The following is an 18,149-nucleotide window of genomic DNA, read 5'->3' as shown; positions in this document are numbered from 1 at the left end:
GAGCATTGCTGAGTAGCAAAAATAATTGATAACTGGCAGCCACTGCTAGTGTTATAGTTAGGGCTAAGGCTATAACGTAACGCAAGTATGTCGGGCTGACGGTAAACGATGACTAGATGGTGACGATATTAATTAGCCATGCTAGACTATTGCCATTTATCCCCTCTTGTGTATTCCCTTTTGTCATATATTAGGATGTATTTCTCATGACCGCTATTCAGTTTATATTGATTGCCATTGCCGCATTTATTGTGCTTGCAGGGCTATTTATGGTCATTCGTAGCTTTAAGCGCCGCAAAAACGCTGAAGCTTTAGCGGTTAATTATGATAAAAACGGTATTCCAATTATACCGCGTCATGAGCGCAATATCGTCGATCAGCCAGACTTGGATGATACGGTCGCAGGCGAGACGAGCATCGGCCCTGATCGCAGTTATTTAAATGCGGTCGTTGAAGAAGAGCCTTTGACCCAACCCCATACCAATATCGATGCACAGCTGACGGCTGCCCACAATCCTATAAGCGGCAATGTGAATAACGATAATAACCATGTAAATAATGAGGATTATGCGCGCTGGCAGGATGAGCAACACTATGCCGATAATACTGAGTTTGCAGAAGCGGCTCAGCAAATGCATATCGAGCAAGAGCCTGATGCGTTTTCTAGCCTTATGTCTGCGACGGACAGTCTGATGCCATCGATTGATACGGCAGAAGAGCCAAGCTTTAATGATAATAGCCCGATACTCGACCAGCATCTGTCAGAGCCTGTTGATGACGTTCAAAACGCGCCATTAATCAACGCTAAAGACAATATCAATATCACCATTTTGCCGCATCAGTATCGCGACCGTCCAGCAGCGGTGATTCGTGGTCGTGATTTATTGGCGTTAATTGATAAATATGGTCTGCGCTATGGGGCGATGAATATGTTCCATCGCTATGAGCAAAAAGACGGTACAGGCATGCTATGGTTCAGTATGATGGGCATCACCGATAGTGGTATTGCGCCTTTTGATCCGCATAGCGTAGCGACCAATAGTTATAACGGTGTGGTGGTTTTCTTATCTTTGCCGCATCCGCAAGCGCTGCGCAGCTTTGACAGTATGATGAGCGTTGCGTATATGATGGCAAGCGATTTAGATGCGATTATGCTTGATGAAGAGAATGAACCAATCACACCTGAATATAAGCAGCAATTGCGTAATCAAGTCCGCGACTACGAAGGTTAAGCGTTACCAAGATTAATCAAAAATTGGTAAATACTAACAGTTTTCTAAAAGGCAAATAGCGATTGACGTTATTTGTCTTTTTTTATTTTTACTTACTAGTCAGTTTAAAATAAAAAAGTCGCCCATTTAACATCGCTTTACTGGGATAGATTTTCCTCGCTTGCTGTGTGCTATGCACTCCAAAGGCTTCGAAAAATCTATCCCAGCAGCGCTGCGTTTTATTTGTAAAACACTAAGTACATTCTAATTTTCTACAAAATGATATCCGAGTATCCTGCAAACTTGTTATCATATCGGCATCTTGAATTGCAAAGAAAAAGACGCCGACTATGACTGATCCTATCTTATCAACCGCTGCTCACACTAAAAACAATCAAAAAACGACTGCGCAACCTGCCAATGAAATCGATACTGACAATGCTCAAAACGAAATCGTTGCCCAGATGCGCACGCTTATTGCGTCGCTCAAAACCCATAACTATGCTTATTATGTGCTCGATAATCCCATCTTAGAAGACAGCGAATACGATCAGTTGCGTCGCTCTTTATTGGAGCTTGAAGAAGAATACCCAGATTTGGTGCAGCCCGATAGTCCGGTCAATCAAGTTGGCGATATGCCGCTATCTGCTTTTACCCAAGTCAGGCATGATGTGCCGATGCTATCGCTTGGTAATGTCTTTGAATATGATGATTTGCGCGATTTTATGCGCCGTGTCAATGACCGCTTAAGTGTCGCGCAACAAAGTCCTGAATATGAAATAGAGCTAAAGCTTGATGGTTTGGCGGTCTCACTAAAATACGAGTATGGACAGTTTGTACAAGCGGTAACGCGTGGCGATGGGCAAACGGGTGAGGATATTACCCAAAATGCCAAAACCATTCGTAATTTGCCGCTATGGCTTGCTGCTGCTACTGATATCCCGCTGTTAGAAGTACGTGGTGAAGTATTAATGCCGAAGGCAGGCTTTGAGCGCCTTAATCGACTTGCTGCAGAGAAAGAAGAAAAGACTTTTGCCAATCCGCGCAATGCTGCTGCTGGTAGTTTACGCCAACTTGACCCAAGTATAGCCGCCAGCCGTCCGCTAGCCTTCTATTGTTATTCAGTGAATCAAGGGCTACCAATTGCCATTGAAACCCAATCAGCAGCCTTAGCTTGGCTAAAAGACATCGGCTTTACCGTTAGTGCGGTTGAGGTGGTGCAGAACCCACGCGAGGCGCAAGCTTATTATGAGTCAGTGATAAAGACACGCGCAGATTTGCCGTTTGAGATTGATGGCTTGGTCATCAAGGTCAATAGCTTAGCGCTGCAACAACAGCTCGGCTTTTTATCCCGTGAGCCGCGCTGGGCAACTGCCTATAAATTCCCTGCTGAAACCGTCATGACGCGCTTGCACTCTATCGAATGGCAAGTTGGGCGTACCGGCGCGATTACCCCAGTTGGTAAACTTGAGCCAGTAAAAGTCGGCGGTGTTACCGTCAGCAATGTCACCTTGCATAACTTTGGTGAGATTCAGCGCCTTGATGTACGCGCAGGCGACATGGTCAGCGTCCATCGTGCTGGCGACGTCATCCCCAAAGTCACCCGCGTCTGGCATGAGCAGCGTCCCGCTGATTCCGAGCCTGTAAAGCTACCGTCGACTTGTCCAGTGTGCGATTCTCCAGTGGTATTACCCAAAGATGAAGCCTTAGCTCGCTGTACCGGTGGACTGTTTTGTCCCGCGCAGCAGCAAGAAGCGCTTATTCACTTTGTCTCGCGTCGGGCGATGGATATCGATGGCTTAGGCGCAAGTTGGTTGATTAGCTTCTTTGAGCATGGTTTGGTCAAGACGGTCGCTGATATCTATCAGTTGCACAATCATCAAGAAGAATTGGTTACGCTTGAGAAACTAGGCGAAAAGTCGGTGCAAAATATTATCAGCGCTATCGAAGCCAGTAAACATACGACACTGGCGCGTTTTATCTATGCGCTTGGTATTCGCGGTGTCGGTGAGACGACTGCGCAAAACCTCGCTCAGCAATTTGGCGATCTTGACAGTTTAATGTCTGCCAGTATCGAAAAGCTGCTACTTACGCCAGATGTGGGCGCTATTACCGCTGAGCTCGCCTATAAGTTCTTCCGTGCACCGCATAATATCGAAGTCATTACCGCATTACGTGAAGCTGGCGTTCATTGGGATAAAGTCGAGCAAAAAGTATCTAGTGATTTACCACTTGATGGGCAAACGTGGGTCATTACGGGTGCGCTTGATAGCATGGCGCGCGATGAAGCCAAAGCCAGACTACAAGCGCTCGGTGCAAAAGTATCCGGTAGCATCTCGGCAAAAACCACTGCGCTACTGGCAGGAGAAAAGGCTGGCTCAAAGATGGCTAAGGCTGAAAAATTGGGTGTAAAGGTAGTGGATGAGGAAGAGTTTTTGGCATTGGTAAATTAATATAAATAATTTTGGAGATAGATATGTCTAATTTAGCAATTGTCATAGGTGTTAGTGAGTATGATGATCAAGAGACTTTACTTGCATGTAAAAACGACGCTCAAATAATACATAGCATTTTATCAGAGTCAAAAAAGTTTGATAGTATTTTAAAGATCGAGGGCTATGTAAGAGGTAGGGATATTAAATCGAAGATTTCAGAGTTTGTTAGAAATCACGAAAATCAAAAAGTAGAAGAGATATTTTTCTACTTTAGTGGACATGGTACACGCATTAATGATGATTTCTGGTATGTGTTGTCAGATTTTGATAACAATAATATTCATACAACAGCATTATCAAACGATGAGTTAGATGAGATTTTGAAGTCCCTTAATCCTACATTAACGGTAAAAGTAGTAGATGCCTGTTTTGCTGGTACTGAATATATAAAAAGTTCATATAATATCTCTAATATATTTGATAAGTCACTTCAGGAAAAGAAATTCGAGAAAGTATACTTTTTGTTTTCATCTACAAGGAATGAGACTTCTATAGCATTTAGAGATATCAGCTTATTTACTAGAAGCTTTGTAACAGCTGTATTTAGTTTTGAAAAATCTAGTATTCGATATCAGGATTTAGTGAACTTTATAACAGATGATCTTAGCAGTCCAAAAGTCAATCAGAACCCTTATTTTGTAACTCAGGCTAATCAAACGGAAATATTCATTGATGTTAATAATATTGATATTCCTAGTATAAAGAATGAGTTTCCATATTTCGTAGATAATACTGAAGATGTTGCTGTAATAGATAGTGTAGATTCAAGTTTGATTGATAGAGTTAGAGAGGCAAATAAAAATTATTGTTCTAGAGATGAAGCGACATCGATTCTTAATAACTTAGATAATATCACTAATAACTTTGAATTTAGCAAAGAGCTTAACGAGCTTTTTGACATAAATATCATACACTCTAATGATTTAAGTAAAATCCCTGATAAACAAAAAATAGCAAAGTGGCTCAAGGATGAAAATGATGATTATTTCATCCATTTAAATTTTTCTAGAAAAGAAAAAGAGAGGTTTGTAGATGCTATTGGAGCTATAACAGGTACTGGTGCAAAAGAAAAATACTATGCGGATGTACTTAGTAGTTATGATTCAACTTATCTTGAGTGTAATAACGTGACAGTAATTACTTTGGTGCCAAAATTGGAATTCTTACCGAGATATGACATGTTTATCACTTATGTTGTGTCAAAAAGTAAGATAACAACTTTTAGTAAGTTTGAAAAATATAAAGATTTGAGCTGGGATCATAATAAATTAGAATCCAAAAACTCTTGGTGGGTAAATACTAAGTCTTTCAAGCCTGATGAGGCTTTATATACTTTCTTTAAAGGCTTATTATTAACACTAGATCGTGAAATAGTCATTGATATTGAAGGTCTCATAGAGTGATTAAACTCAAGTTATAGAGAATGACAGAATAAACGGATGGAATGTGCGTAGAGAAGCAAAACTAGCTTACTATAGATATATAATAATTTAATTATTTCTAAGCATTACATCTGTTTTTTCTACCCGTGTTGTTAAGTTATTAAAAATTCTACTCCTGCACCTCACCATGCCCCTTCACATCACTTTTCTTACCATCCGGCTGAATCACGATAGGTAATACCAGTCCTTTTGCAAAGGCACCAGCCAACACATAATCATAGCTGCTGGCAGCGACATCGGGTGTGGTATGAATGATAAGCGTCATGTCTTTATCATCGGTCAGCTGATGTGAGACATAGCTTTCACTTAGCTGATCCAATGCTTTTGACAGCGCCTCGTTACTTGCCATACTTACCGTTAGGTTATGCTGAGCAGTGGCGTTATCAACCTTGAAGTAATCGGCGTAGTCGCGGACATTTTGGCTATCGAGCGCAAACGGATACTCATAGTTAGCGAGATCGGCTGCCTGTTCACTAGTTGCCATTGCTGACCAGTCAACCGTATTTGCCGCCGCTGCGTCTGCCGTCGTTACCGCTGCGTCAGAGTTTTTATTAGCAGTATCAGCGCTATTATCGCAGCCGGTTAGCGCCCACATGCTTGCAGCAGCGATTATTACTATATTCGTTAGGCGCTTTGACATCGACGTATTCTCTCTATTGTTTATCATAAGATGTTTTTATACATGGGCTATTTTGACAGCTTTCTTGGCGCTTCTCTAGCTAAATGCGTCAGAATACTGATTCTTATTATCGTAAAATTAAATAATGCGTATCGTCATCTATAAGACTATTTAAAATGGTAGGCATAAAAAAACAGCCACCAAATGATGACTGTTTATAGTAATGCTAAGTGTAACAATTATAGGTTTATCGTTATAAATGCACGATTAAACCGAAATTATTATCTACCCACTTGGCAATTCACTTGGTATTCTTTACCGTCAGCCCATTTCATCGCAAAGATACCTTTGTCGCCTTTCATGTGCCATGCATAGACTACTTCTGGGTTTGACTCATTCACGTAGCTTGCTGTATCGCCTTGTACTGCGCCATTTAAGATAACTGGCTGATTTGCCCAGTTTACTTTAGGCAATGTGGCGTTTAGCATTACTTGTTTTTTGTTGATTGACTGTTTTGCGTTGATAGTGCTGCCATCAGTACAGGTATAAGGTGCTGGTGCCATACGGTCATAAGATGCGTCAGTTACGCTTTCTGAAGCAGGAGTATTTGGCGTAGTAGGCGCAGTAGTGGCACAGGCGCTTAGTAGAGCGAGGGCAGGTAGAGCAGTAGCAATTTTAGTGAGGGTGTTCATGGTTTTCTCCAAAGGTATAAAAGCTATCATGTATTTGTTATTAACTATGCGTTAAGCATATAGCGCATATACTAACGAAAACAGCACTTAAATAATGTTAGAAATTGTTTGTTACGTGTTCATTTAGTTACTTAACGACTGAATAATGTAACGCTTTATTTAAGATGTTTATTATTTAAGGTGTTTAAAAACCGCTAAGTGTTAACAACCTGAACAATGAATGCGTTCAAACATAATTAATTTTAAATAAGAAAGCGTCTATCGACTGGAGAGCCGATAGACGCTTATTATTGAACGGACTTAAGACGTTGTGACTGCTTTAAAAACGACTTAATTTGGCAGTATGATCTACCATATTAGCTACTTAGTTTTGCGTGGCGGTAGACCGGTATGCTGAGTTTGGAAATTACCTTTAGTTACTTTTTTAGCATTTCTACCCGAAGTGTTTTTCGCCGCGCTCGCGCTATTATTATTGCGCTTTACAGAATCATTACCTAAGCGGCTGTTCTTTTTACGTGCCGATTGATAGCTATCTTGTGCGGCCTCACGCCCTTCTAAGCTGGCATTAAATGGTGGAATTAAGCAGCCACGATTTTTACCAATCAAATCACCACGGCCCATATCTTGCAGCGCTTTACGTAACATTACCCAGTTTTTAGGATCGTGATAGCGTAAGAAGGCTTTATGCAATTTGCGCTGCTTACCAGATTTGACGATATCCATATCACCTTCGTCACGGCTGATTTTATGTAGTGGGTCTTTATGAGTGTGATACATAGTCGTCGCGGTCGCCATCGGACTTGGGTAAAACGCTTGTACTTGGTCAGCGCGGTAGCCATTGCTTTTTAGCCATAGCGCTAGATTCATCATATCTTCATCTTTGGTGCCCGGATGGGCGGCGATAAAGTAAGGAATCAAATACTGCTCTTTGCCCGCCTCTTGGCTGTACTGCTCAAACATGGCTTTAAACTTGTCATAATTGCCCATGCCAGGTTTCATCATTTTTGATAGCACGTTTTCTTCTGAATGCTCAGGGGCAATTTTTAGATAACCGCCGACATGATGACTGACCAATTCTTTGACATATTCAGGGTCTTTAATCGCCAAGTCATAACGCAGACCTGAGGCGATAAGGATTTTTTTCACGCCTTTGATATCACGCGCTTTACGGTATAACTTCGTCAAATTACTGTGATCGGTAATCAGATTTTCGCAAACATCAGGATAAACGCATGATGGCTTACGGCAGTTCTTTTCAATAGTCTCGTCTTTACAGTTTAGGCGATACATATTAGCGGTTGGCCCACCGAGGTCAGATATCACCCCAGTAAAGTTTGGCGCAGTATCACGAATCGCTTCGACTTCACGTAAGATGGATTCTTCTGAGCGGTTTTGGATAATACGCCCTTCGTGCTCGGTGATAGAGCAAAAAGTACAACCACCAAAACAGCCGCGCATGATATTGACCGAAAATTTGATCATGTCATAAGCAGGAATACGCGCATCGCCATAACTTGGATGCGGCAGTCGCGCGTACGGTAAGTCAAACACGTAATCCATCTCTTCAGTTGAGAGTGGAATCGGTGGCGGATTTAGCCATACATCGATAGAGGTGTGCGAGTTACCCGCGCCGCTACTATGACGTTGTACCAGCGCGCGTGCATTACCCGGATTGGTCTCAAGGTGTAAAATACGGCTGGCATGGGCATAAAGCACAGGGTCGGATTTGACATGCTCGTAATCGGGCAGTCGAATAACAGTTTGCTCGCGCGGCGGCATTTTGAATTTATGCTTACGAGCGGTTTGTGGTTTATCAAAGCCGCGCATTTGTACCACTTGGGTTTCTTCGTCAACTTGGTCAGCATTCAATATTTTATTGGTCACAGGCTCAGACACAAAGCCCGGATATTGCCCTGCCATTCCTGTCATTCCCGACATGGCTTGCCCAACAGGTGAATCAGAAGGTTTATCTTGCTCAATTGAGCATTGATCAACGTCTTCAGTCATCACATATGGGTTGATAATTGGATCAACACGACCGACGGTATCGACATCATTACTAGCAACTTCGGTCATGCCTGCTTGCCAATGACGACGGGTTGGGGTCAATAAATAAGATGTACCACGTAAGCTACTCATTTGCTCAAAGCTATAACCTTTTGATAGACCGTGTACTACATCGACGATGGCGCGCTCGGCATTACCATATAATAAAACATCGGCACGGGCATCCATCAAAATACTACGACGCACTTTATCCGACCAGTAGTCATAATGCGCGATACGGCGCAGACTACCTTCGATACCGCCCAAGATAATAGGGACATCAGGATAGGCTTCACGGCAGCGCTGGCTATAGACAATAGCGGCGCGATCAGGGCGTTTGTCAGCGACGTTACCCGGTGAATAAGCGTCATCACTACGAATTTTACGATCAGCGGTATAACGGTTAATCATGCTGTCCATATTACCGGCAGTCACGCCGTAAGCATAGACCGGCTTACCAAGCTCCATAAAGGCGTCTTTACTTTTCCAATCTGGCTGAGCAATGATACCAACGCGAAAGCCTTGTGCTTCTAACAAACGACCGATAATCGCCATGCCGAAGCTTGGATGATCGACATACGCATCGCCTGAGATGATAATGACGTCACAGGCATCCCAGCCAAGCTCATCCATCTCAGCGCGGCTCATCGGTAGATAAGGCGCAGGCTCGTAGCAGCTCGCCCAATGTTTGTCGTAGTCGTAAAGGGGTTTAGTACCTTGTTTAAAGGCGGTGCGGGCGATGGTATCGGCAGACATGAGCGGACCTGTTAATTAGAAAAATTGCACTGAAAATATAGCCCCTATTAACAAAGGATAATAATGGCTAAATTAAAAGCGCTCATTTTAACATGAATTGCACTCACGATGTCATAAACGATTATAAAGGATGGGTGATAAGTTATTGATAGCGTAAGATAATATACCAGTAAGGAGGCTTCTAAAAAATTAGAAAACTCCTTATTTTAAACAGTCTTTAGTAGAGTAAATTTATTGCTCTAGTAGCTGGAAAGGGAAAGTAATCACGTCAAAAGCAAGAGCAAAGGGTAGTAAAACCAGTTTTTGAGCGCTATTGGGTCCATTACGCGAGACTTGAGTCTGCTGGGTTTGGGTGTAAAAGCTCACCATATAAGGTTTGCTTAAGGCGCGATAATTTGACTGAATTAAGCTTAAGTTACTCACTTGTGGGTAGATGGCGCCTTTCACAGGAACGCTAAAACAAAAGCGCTGAGCATTGATGCGCTGATCGCTGGCTGACGTGCATTCTTTGCCGCTATTTTGTAAAAAGAACTGATAGTCAGAACGCTTAAACTCATCCTTTAATTTGGCGTAAGAAAGCTTCATTTCTCCTTGAAAATAACCATCATTGTTGGGTACATAAAACTTCATCTCATTATCGACTTGGATGTTTTTTGGGGTTAGATTGGTCAATAAATTCACCATCTCCGTTCCCCCTTGAGTCAGCACATAGCTGTTTTTTTCACCGACGATGACCATCGTAGCGTTTGGCATCTTTGGTAATGCTTGTGCAGGACGACCAAAAGCGACGATTTGATCTTCGGATAAGACATTATTGCTAGGCGTGCTGCTGACCTGATTATTGTTTTCTAATAATGAGCTGGTGGCACAGCCTGAGCTGGCTAGCAAGGCGGCAAACAAAGCGCCTGACATTACAGTTTTTGGGCTTACTCGTTTCAGCAATATGTGAGTCGTTTTTTGTTTATCGATATAACCTGTGTGCTTAGTCATGGTAAGGCTTCCTTGTCTACGTTATTCATGAGAGCTAATACAGTTACTTGGGTTAGCTTTGATTTTTTAACGACTATTTCTAGGCTTGTAAATTTCAGGCTTGTAAATTTCTTGAATATTCGTTGATATCGTACCTTGTTTGGTTTGCAGATATCTACTTATAATTTATATTAGCAGTTATTAATAACCTATATATTCAGTTCAAAATAAAAGCGATACGATTGTAATACGTGCTATTGCTATATTTTTTTCTTGCTTGCTGTTCGCAGGCGTGACAGAGGCTGCAAAAAATCTATAGTCAATAGCACTGTATCGTTTTTAAAATGAATCTACTATAGTGATATTTCCCTCAACCAACTTAATCCAGTAAAATTTTAGTGCCACTCTTGGTAAAGTTCATCACAAACTGGCTTTTAAAGCTGCGCACATTATTCTCGTACGTCAGCAGATTACGGGTAAATTCATGATAATCATTCATATTCTTGGCATTGACCATCAACATAAAATCCGCATCACCCGACACTTCATAACAGCTCATTACTCGCGGCTGGTCGTGCATCAAACGCTCAAATCGATGCTGCATTGAATTATTAGAACGTAACATCTCTATCATCACCACCGCTGTTAGCCCATATCCCACCTTATTTGGATCAACGATAGCGACTTGCTTGGTAATCACGCCGTTGTCAGTTAATGCTTGAATGCGGCGCTGGGCGGTCGCGATAGAGACGTGAACTTGTGCTGCCACGGTTTTCAGTGGCAGTGTCGCATCTGCTTGTAGCAAGTTTAAAATTGCTTTATCAGTATCATCTAAAAGCTGGCTCACAGTATTTTTTCCTAAATAGTATGGTGTCAAATATTTATCTATCGCTATCATCACTATAAATAATTTTATGAGAAAATATTTAAGATTTGATGTAGGTAATGATAATTATATTCATAATAAATATTATATAGAAATTATATCTCATAGCACTACATTAAAATACACCATATCAATCAAAGCTGACCAACAAACACAACCATCAATAGTTGGTTTGTTGAAGGTCTACTATTTACGGTGCTTTTTATGTCAACCTCAGTCCTATCTACTGTACTCACGAATACGCTAGCAACCACCGTTTCGCGTTTGCCGTTGCCTACAGTTTGGACAACGGGTAGCGCGCAGCAACGCACCTTAATCATGGGTGTGATGCTGGCGATATTATCAAACGTCTTATTTGGCGTGCTTTATGCCTACAGCAGCTTTTTAGCACCGTTATCCGGTACGCAAGTATTTATCTGGCGTATGCTAGCGATGTGGGCGGCATTGATAGGATATTTGCTCATCAGTGGGCGTTTAGGCATTCATATCGACAAACTAAAAGCCTTAGGCTCTATTAAGCAATGGGCTTGGTTATTATTGCCGACACCAATATTTTTAAGTCAGTTTTGGTTATTCATGTGGGCACCAGTAAATGGGCAAGGCGTACAGACAGCAATGGGATATTTTTTATTCCCACTGATGATGGTGGTGTTTGGTTGCGTGTTATTTGGCGAAAAGTTAAGTCGTTTGCAATGGTTGGCGGTTGGCTTCGCCGCACTAGGCGTTGGCAGCGAGATTGTACGCACGCAAAGCGTTTCATGGGCGACGCTTTGGGTCTGCGGAACCTATCCTATTTATTATATTTTACGTCGTCTGCAAGGTATCAGTGCGATTACTGGCTTATTGGTCGATTTAACCATTTTTGCACCGTTTGCTTTGGCGTATCTATTCTTTATTGCACCGAGTAGTTTAAGCTTGGTCAGCGGCTCTGGTTTTTTTATCATGATGCTGACAGGACTGGGCATATTGAGCGTGCTAGCGATGAAAACCAACGTCGATGCCAGTCAAATGCTACCCGTCAACGTCTATGGCATGATGAGCTATATAGAACCGGCGTTATTATTTATTTTGGCAATCACAGTACTTGGCAATCCATTTGAGTCAGCGATGATCTATAGCTATGGGCTCATTTGGCTTGGGATTGTCTTTCTAATCGTGCACGGGGTTCGCCAATTGCGCCGTTCTCATAAACAATCGAAAATGATAAAAGTTTCTCACACGGCTTAAGCGTTTATACAAGCGATGAGTAAAGCAAATAAAAAAAGGACGATTCAGCCAATTGGTTGAATCGTCCTTTTTTATTGCGCTAAAAATAATTAACTTAAGACAGTAGTATTAAACCAATAAATTTAGTCGGCATTTTTAAAGCCGCGCTGCTTATCACGTTCCCAATCACGGTCTTTAAGCGTTTTGCGTTTATCGTGCTGCTTTTTACCCAGTGCTAAAGCAATCTGACATTTCACCAGCGAGTTTTTCCAATAGCAGGATAACGGCACGCAAGCATAACCTTTTTGATTGACCGCACCCATTAACTTTTCGATTTCGCGGCGATTAAGCAATAGCTTACGCGTACGGATACTGTCAGGACTGACGTGCGTTGAGCTACTCAGCAACGGCTGAATATGCGCGCCAAATATGAAAGCTTCATTATTACGAAAAATAATATACGCTTCGGTAATGGTCATTTTACCCGCGCGAATGGCTTTCACTTCCCAGCCTTGTAACGACAGTCCTGCCTCAAAAGTCTCTTCAATAAAATACTCGTGACGAGCTTTTTTATTGGCACATATTTGATTTTCCGGTTTTTTTGATTTTTTTGACATAATTTCTCCATAAGGACTTCAAAACATATTGCCCTTGTCTAACAGTCCTCATCCGAACCCTTTAATATGGATTGTCTTTTATTAAGTAATAAGAGGGATGAGTCGAACCGACTATTGTAGCAAAGCAGTCGGTGTAAAGGTAAGTCGGCTGTTAGGACAAATGTAGCAGATAAGTATTAAGTTTGGGCAAAATTTGCTAGCATATACCTTATTATTACCAACCACGTTATCACCAACCATATTGGTCCTGCTATGAGCCTTCCTACTTCTTCAAAATTGCATACCAAAATTTTATATCCTGGCACCTTTGACCCGATTACCAATGGTCATGTGGACTTAGTCACGCGCGCGACCAAACTGTTTGATGAGGTGGTGATTGCGGTGGCATCTGGTCATCATAAAAAGCCATTATTCGACTTTGAAGAGCGTGTTACTTTGGTCGAAACGGTATTTGCCGATTTACCGCAAGTATCAGTAATTGGCTTTGAAGGGTTGCTGGTAGACTTTATGCGTGAAAAGAATGCCACAGCGGTCTTACGTGGTTTGCGTGCGATGTCAGACTTTGAATATGAGTTTCAACTTGCCAATATGAATCGCGAGCTTGATGAAAATTTTGAAGCGGTGTTTTTAACGCCATCGCAAAATTACTCTTTTATCTCATCGACTATGATTCGTGAAATTGCCAAGCTTGGCGGTGATGTGACCAAATTTGTGCCACCTTGTGTTTCTGAAGCTTTTATTCAAAAGCTCGGTAGTAAGTAGGTCGCGCAGCTGTATTAGATTGCGTGGTTTTTTATACAAATAATAGATACAAATGCCTTATGGAAAAACAAGGAGCAGTTTATGGCGTTATTAATTACGGATGAATGCATCAACTGTGATGTGTGCGAGCCTGCCTGCCCAAACGAAGCCATCTCAGAAGGCGATGATATTTATGTGATTGACCCTGATTTATGCACCGAATGTGTCGGACACTTTGATGAGCCGCAATGCGTGGTCATTTGCCCCGTCGATTGTATCCCTCACGATCCTAATCATGTCGAAACCGAAAGCGATTTAATGTCAAAGTATAAGCGTATTACCGGTAAATAAAACATGACAACATCACTATTATCTACGAAACTTTCATCTGCCAACAGTTTTGACCAGCAACATCTCTGGCATCCTTATGCCAGCTTGCCGCCCAGTTATCCCAATATCGTAATTGACCACGCTGAAGGTGTTTATATCGTCACTGAAGATGGTACGCGCCTGATTGATGGCATGTCGTCATGGTGGGCGAGCGTGCATGGTTATAATCATCCCAAATTAAACGCGGCGATTATTGAGCAATTGGGCAAAATGGCGCATGTCATGTTTGGCGGTTTGACCCATCAGCCCGCGATAGACTTGGGTAAAAAACTACTGTCAATCGTTCCGGCTGGACTTGATGCTATCTTTTATTCTGATAGTGGTAGTATCGCAGTGGAAGTGGCTCTGAAGATGGCGCTGCAATATCAAATAGCGGCTAAGCGTCCAACCAAGCAGCAGTTTGCCTCGACTCATTCTGGCTACTATGGCGATACCTGGCATGCGATGAGTGTTTGTGATCCAGTTGCTGGTATGCACAGCTTATATGGTAATCAATTGCCGATGCAGCATTTTGTAGCAGCGCCGCCACTGGGTTTTGAGCGTGAGCTGATCCAAAGCGAGCGTGATGAATTAACGGCGTTTTTTGCCAAAAATAGCGATAAGCTGGCAGGCTTTATTATCGAGCCGATTATTCAAGGCGCAGGTGGCATGCGCTTTTATAGTCCTCAGTATTTGCAACTGTTGCGTCAGCTATGTGATAAATACGACGTAGTACTGATTGCCGATGAAATTGCCACCGGTTTTGGTCGTAGTGGTAAATTATTCGCTTGTGAGCATGCAGGTATTAGCCCTGACATTATGACGATAGGCAAAGCGCTGACTGGCGGTTATATGACCTTTGCAGCGACATTATGTACGCGAAAAATTGCTGATACCATTAGCCAAAGTGATTATCCAGCCCTTATGCATGGCCCAACCTTTATGGGTAATCCATTGGCTTGTGCCGTTGCTTGTGCATCGATTGATTTGATAGTGTCTTATGATATCGAAGCGCGCACCACAAATATGCAAGCTGTCATGGAGCAGCAACTTAACCCAGCTGCAAGGCTAGAAGGTGTTAAAGAAGTGCGTTGTTTGGGTGCAGTTGCCGTTATCGAACTAAACGACGCTGTCGATATGCCGATCTTTCAATCTTTGCTGATTGAAAATGGCATTTGGGTTAGACCCTTTGGTAAATTAGTTTATATCATGCCGCCTTATGTGATTACTGATGATGAACTTATTACCCTTTGCCAAGCGCTATTAACAGTGGTCAGTATTTATTTAGCGCAAAATTCTTTGACTGAAAAAGGTCAATTATGAGTGTGCTGTTTATCTCTGGTATAGATACCGATATTGGCAAGACTTATGCTACTGGGACGATTGCTAAAGCGCTGATGCAGCAAGGTATTAATGTCATCACCCAAAAGCTGGTACAAACGGGCGTGACAGTTAATCCACATACTGGCGAAATGGATATTGCCGACGATATTATTACTCATCGCCAATTGATGGGCATTCCGCTACAGCCATGTGACCTTGATAACACGACGTGTCCTTATCGTTATGAGAAGCCTGCGTCACCGCATTTATCTGCAAGACTTGCTAACGAACTTCTTAATACCGATGTGATTACGAGCGCCACAAAAAGTCTACAAGTGGATTATGACGTGGTGTTATTAGAAGGAGCGGGCGGGTTGTTAGTCCCAATCACTGAGCAGTTATTAACCTTAGATTATGTTGCTGAAGTAGGCTATCCAATTATTTTGCTTACTTCCGGCCGCTTGGGTAGTATCAATCATACCTTGCTGAGTTTGGAAGCGATAAAGTCACGTGGTTTAAACGTTCATAGTGTTATTTACAACCACATTCATGACAATGCTGCTCAGACGGATGAACAGATAGCAGCTAGTACGATAGAATTTTTGCAAAGTTATCTTCAGCAGCATTATCCAAGTGCACATTGGTTGTCTTTACCGGTGCAAGAGGATAATGGCTTTAATAATGTAGATTATATACTTCCTCAAGACTTTATATAAATCACCGCTAAAAATAAGCTAAAAAAACTTTCCGAAAGCAGGATTTATTTTGCTATAATAGCGCGCTTGGTAGACTAGGCAATCGCCGCTGCACACTGGCAACAGACATGCAGGGGAGGAAAGTCCGGGCTACATAGGGCAGCGTGCCAGCTAACGGCTGGGCAGGGTAACTTGACGACCAGTGCAGCAGAGAGAAGACCGCCTTTGGCTTATATGGGTATCGCAAGATATTCATGTCATCGGTAAGGGTGAAAGGGTGCGGTAAGAGCGCACCGCGTGGCTGGCAACAGTTCACGGCATGGTAAACTCCACGCGTAGCAAGACCAAATAGGCATCGGCATGGCGCGGCCCGCGTTCGATGCGGGTAGGTTGCTTGAGCGTATTAGCGATGATACGCCTAGAGGAATGATTGTCCACGACAGAACCCGGCTTATCGGTCTACCAACTTTTTTTAGTGCTTTTTTTTAAAAGTACATTGTAGTACAGGCTTGGTTTTTAAAATTGCTGTTATTTTGAATTTAATTCAATATTTTTTGCAAAAAATGCTTTTTAGGGGTTGACGCAAGTCACTCATATCGGCATAATACCGAGCCTTAAATGGCGATGTAGCTCAGCTGGTTAGAGCGCATGACTCATAATCGTGAGGTCAAGAGTTCAAGTCTCTTCATCGCCACCATTTATATGCAGTTGCTCAAATTTAAAAAGCCAATCATTATGTGATTGGTTTTTTTTTGCCTGTTTTATGGCTGATAATAAATGGCTATACACAAAATCTATCAGTTCTAGCTTAGTAAATGTTCTGTATTTGAAGTCAGTCTGATTAAACTCATTTATCAATCAAAATCTTGCTGATAAAATCGCCTTACTTTACAGTGGAAAACTGCTAGAATACTCTCACATGCCTGCGCGTAGTAATAAGTACTATTAATTAGTAATAAGCGCCATAGGCTTTTAATTTGATAAGATAGTTTTTTAACTTAATACGGTAGTATTAGCGTATTGGCTGATATTAAGTATGAGTGGAGATTCTATTGATTCCATCTAACAGCATTTATTTTCATTACTCCATCCTCCATTATTTAGTAGGCGCTTTGTGACTGCATTAGCCAATATTCGTAACTTTTCTATTATTGCCCACATTGATCATGGCAAGTCGACCCTTGCTGATCGTTTTATTCAGATGTGTGGCGCGCTGCAAGATCGCGAGATGCAGGCGCAAGTCCTTGATTCGATGGATATTGAGCGTGAGCGCGGTATCACGATTAAAGCACAATCGGTGACGCTGTATTATGACCATCCCAATGGTGAGCGCTATCAGCTGAACTTTATTGATACGCCTGGACACGTCGATTTTTCTTATGAAGTATCGCGTTCACTAGCGGCTTGTGAAGGCGCGCTATTGGTCGTTGATGCGGCGCAAGGCGTTGAAGCACAATCCGTTGCCAACTGTTATACCGCAGTTGATCAAGGTTTAGAGGTAATGGCAGTCTTAAATAAGATTGACTTACCACAAGTTGAGCCTGAGCGTGTCATCCAAGAGATTGAAGATATCATCGGTATCGATGCCGTTGATGCCCCACGCGTTTCAGCAAAATCTGGTCTGGGCGTTGATAAATTACTTGAGGCGTTGGTTGAATTTATCCCTGCGCCAACGGGTGATCGTGACGCCCCGCTACAAGCGTTGATTATTGATTCGTGGTTTGATAATTATTTAGGCGTCGTATCATTAGTACGTGTGCGCCAAGGTACGATAAAAAAAGGCGATAAACTTTATATTAAATCTACCAAAGATGCGCATCTAGTCGGCTCAATTGGTGTCTTTACCCCGAAGCCGGTAGATACGGGTATTTTACAAGCGGGTGAAGTGGGCTTTATTATTGCGGGTATCAAGGACATTGCTGGTGCACCGGTTGGTGATACGATTACTCATGCCAGTACGCCTGATGTTGAGCGTATTCCTGGGTTTAAACAGATTACCCCGCAAGTTTATGCCGGTATGTTCCCTGTTGAGTCTACTGATTTCGAAAAATTCCGTGAAGCGCTTCAAAAGCTACAGATTAA

Annotated in this window: 15 protein-coding genes, 1 tRNA gene and 1 other RNA gene; 11 read left to right on the top strand and 6 right to left on the bottom strand. The window is 42.3% G+C overall.

The window, feature by feature from the left end; all coding sequences use genetic code 11:
• The first annotated feature begins 206 nt into the window (after nucleotides 1-206).
• The 3 genes from CAN34_RS07750 to CAN34_RS07740 all read left to right on the top strand — a co-directional run bounded on the left by CAN34_RS07750 (nucleotide 207) and on the right by CAN34_RS07740 (nucleotide 5,109).
• Nucleotides 207-1,232 (top strand): cell division protein ZipA C-terminal FtsZ-binding domain-containing protein, encoded by a 1,026-nt coding sequence (locus tag CAN34_RS07750; RefSeq protein WP_089555159.1) that lies wholly within the window; start codon nucleotides 207-209, stop codon nucleotides 1,230-1,232.
• A 329-nt stretch (nucleotides 1,233-1,561) separates the two neighbouring features.
• On the top strand, nucleotides 1,562-3,664 hold the full coding sequence (ligA, locus tag CAN34_RS07745) for an NAD-dependent DNA ligase LigA (protein ID WP_302476514.1): 2,103 nt from the start codon (nucleotides 1,562-1,564) through the stop codon (nucleotides 3,662-3,664).
• Nucleotides 3,665-3,687: 23 nt separating this feature from the next.
• Nucleotides 3,688-5,109, top strand: coding sequence for a caspase family protein (locus CAN34_RS07740; protein WP_089555158.1), 1,422 nt, complete (start codon nucleotides 3,688-3,690; stop codon nucleotides 5,107-5,109).
• Nucleotides 5,110-5,257: 148 nt separating this feature from the next.
• Here the strand turns inward: CAN34_RS07740 and CAN34_RS07735 are convergent, their stop codons facing one another.
• From CAN34_RS07735 to CAN34_RS07715, 5 genes are all read right to left on the bottom strand, one after another.
• Nucleotides 5,258-5,788: a hypothetical protein gene (locus tag CAN34_RS07735; protein ID WP_089555157.1), complete on the bottom strand. Its 531-nt coding sequence runs from the start codon at nucleotides 5,786-5,788 to the stop codon at nucleotides 5,258-5,260.
• Nucleotides 5,789-6,048: 260 nt separating this feature from the next.
• Nucleotides 6,049-6,459 carry a hypothetical protein gene (locus CAN34_RS07730; RefSeq protein ID WP_079690854.1) on the bottom strand — a complete coding sequence of 137 codons (411 nt, stop codon included), beginning with the start codon at nucleotides 6,457-6,459 and terminating at the stop codon, nucleotides 6,049-6,051.
• A gap of 360 nt (nucleotides 6,460-6,819) precedes the next feature.
• Nucleotides 6,820-9,261 carry a YgiQ family radical SAM protein gene (locus tag CAN34_RS07725; protein ID WP_089555156.1) on the bottom strand — a complete coding sequence of 814 codons (2,442 nt, stop codon included), beginning with the start codon at nucleotides 9,259-9,261 and terminating at the stop codon, nucleotides 6,820-6,822.
• A gap of 231 nt (nucleotides 9,262-9,492) precedes the next feature.
• A complete protein-coding gene (locus CAN34_RS07720) occupies nucleotides 9,493-10,251 on the bottom strand; it encodes a hypothetical protein (RefSeq protein WP_089555155.1) in 759 nt (252 codons plus the stop codon).
• A gap of 358 nt (nucleotides 10,252-10,609) precedes the next feature.
• Nucleotides 10,610-11,077: an Lrp/AsnC family transcriptional regulator gene (locus CAN34_RS07715; RefSeq protein ID WP_089555154.1), complete on the bottom strand. Its 468-nt coding sequence runs from the start codon at nucleotides 11,075-11,077 to the stop codon at nucleotides 10,610-10,612.
• Nucleotides 11,078-11,320: 243 nt separating this feature from the next.
• Here CAN34_RS07715 and rarD point away from each other — a divergent pair, with 243 nt between their 5' ends.
• On the top strand, nucleotides 11,321-12,343 hold the full coding sequence (rarD, locus tag CAN34_RS07710; RefSeq protein WP_089555153.1) for an EamA family transporter RarD: 1,023 nt from the start codon (nucleotides 11,321-11,323) through the stop codon (nucleotides 12,341-12,343).
• A 122-nt stretch (nucleotides 12,344-12,465) separates the two neighbouring features.
• Here the strand turns inward: rarD and smpB are convergent, their stop codons facing one another.
• On the bottom strand, nucleotides 12,466-12,939 hold the full coding sequence (smpB, locus tag CAN34_RS07705) for an SsrA-binding protein SmpB (protein WP_079690859.1): 474 nt from the start codon (nucleotides 12,937-12,939) through the stop codon (nucleotides 12,466-12,468).
• 252 nt (nucleotides 12,940-13,191) lie between these two features.
• On the opposite strand from smpB, the gene coaD reads away from it, so the two are divergent.
• The 7 genes from coaD to CAN34_RS07665 all read left to right on the top strand — a co-directional run.
• On the top strand, nucleotides 13,192-13,701 hold the full coding sequence (gene coaD / locus CAN34_RS07700; RefSeq protein ID WP_089555152.1) for a pantetheine-phosphate adenylyltransferase: 510 nt from the start codon (nucleotides 13,192-13,194) through the stop codon (nucleotides 13,699-13,701).
• Between the two features lie 81 nt (nucleotides 13,702-13,782).
• The gene (locus CAN34_RS07695; RefSeq protein WP_011279634.1) at nucleotides 13,783-14,031 is read left to right on the top strand and encodes a YfhL family 4Fe-4S dicluster ferredoxin; all 249 of its coding nucleotides are present in this window, start codon (nucleotides 13,783-13,785) and stop codon (nucleotides 14,029-14,031) included.
• A gap of 3 nt (nucleotides 14,032-14,034) precedes the next feature.
• On the top strand, nucleotides 14,035-15,372 hold the full coding sequence (bioA, locus tag CAN34_RS07690) for an adenosylmethionine--8-amino-7-oxononanoate transaminase (RefSeq protein WP_089555151.1): 1,338 nt from the start codon (nucleotides 14,035-14,037) through the stop codon (nucleotides 15,370-15,372).
• Complete coding sequence (bioD, locus tag CAN34_RS07685; RefSeq protein WP_089555150.1) at nucleotides 15,369-16,088, top strand: dethiobiotin synthase; 720 nt, start codon at nucleotides 15,369-15,371, stop codon at nucleotides 16,086-16,088. Before bioA ends, bioD begins: the two co-directional genes overlap by 4 nt.
• A gap of 66 nt (nucleotides 16,089-16,154) precedes the next feature.
• Nucleotides 16,155-16,537, top strand: an RNA gene (gene rnpB / locus CAN34_RS07680) — RNase P RNA component class A.
• A 150-nt stretch (nucleotides 16,538-16,687) separates the two neighbouring features.
• A tRNA-Met gene (locus CAN34_RS07675) sits at nucleotides 16,688-16,764 on the top strand.
• A 417-nt stretch (nucleotides 16,765-17,181) separates the two neighbouring features.
• Nucleotides 17,182-18,149 (top strand): GTP-binding protein (locus CAN34_RS07665; protein WP_121509228.1); only part of this gene is annotated, 968 nt, incomplete at its 3' end.

It is taken from the genome of Psychrobacter sp. DAB_AL32B (assembly GCF_002224105.1).
Lineage (GTDB): Bacteria > Pseudomonadota > Gammaproteobacteria > Pseudomonadales > Moraxellaceae > Psychrobacter.
This window is presented reverse-complemented; position numbering and strand designations above follow the sequence as displayed.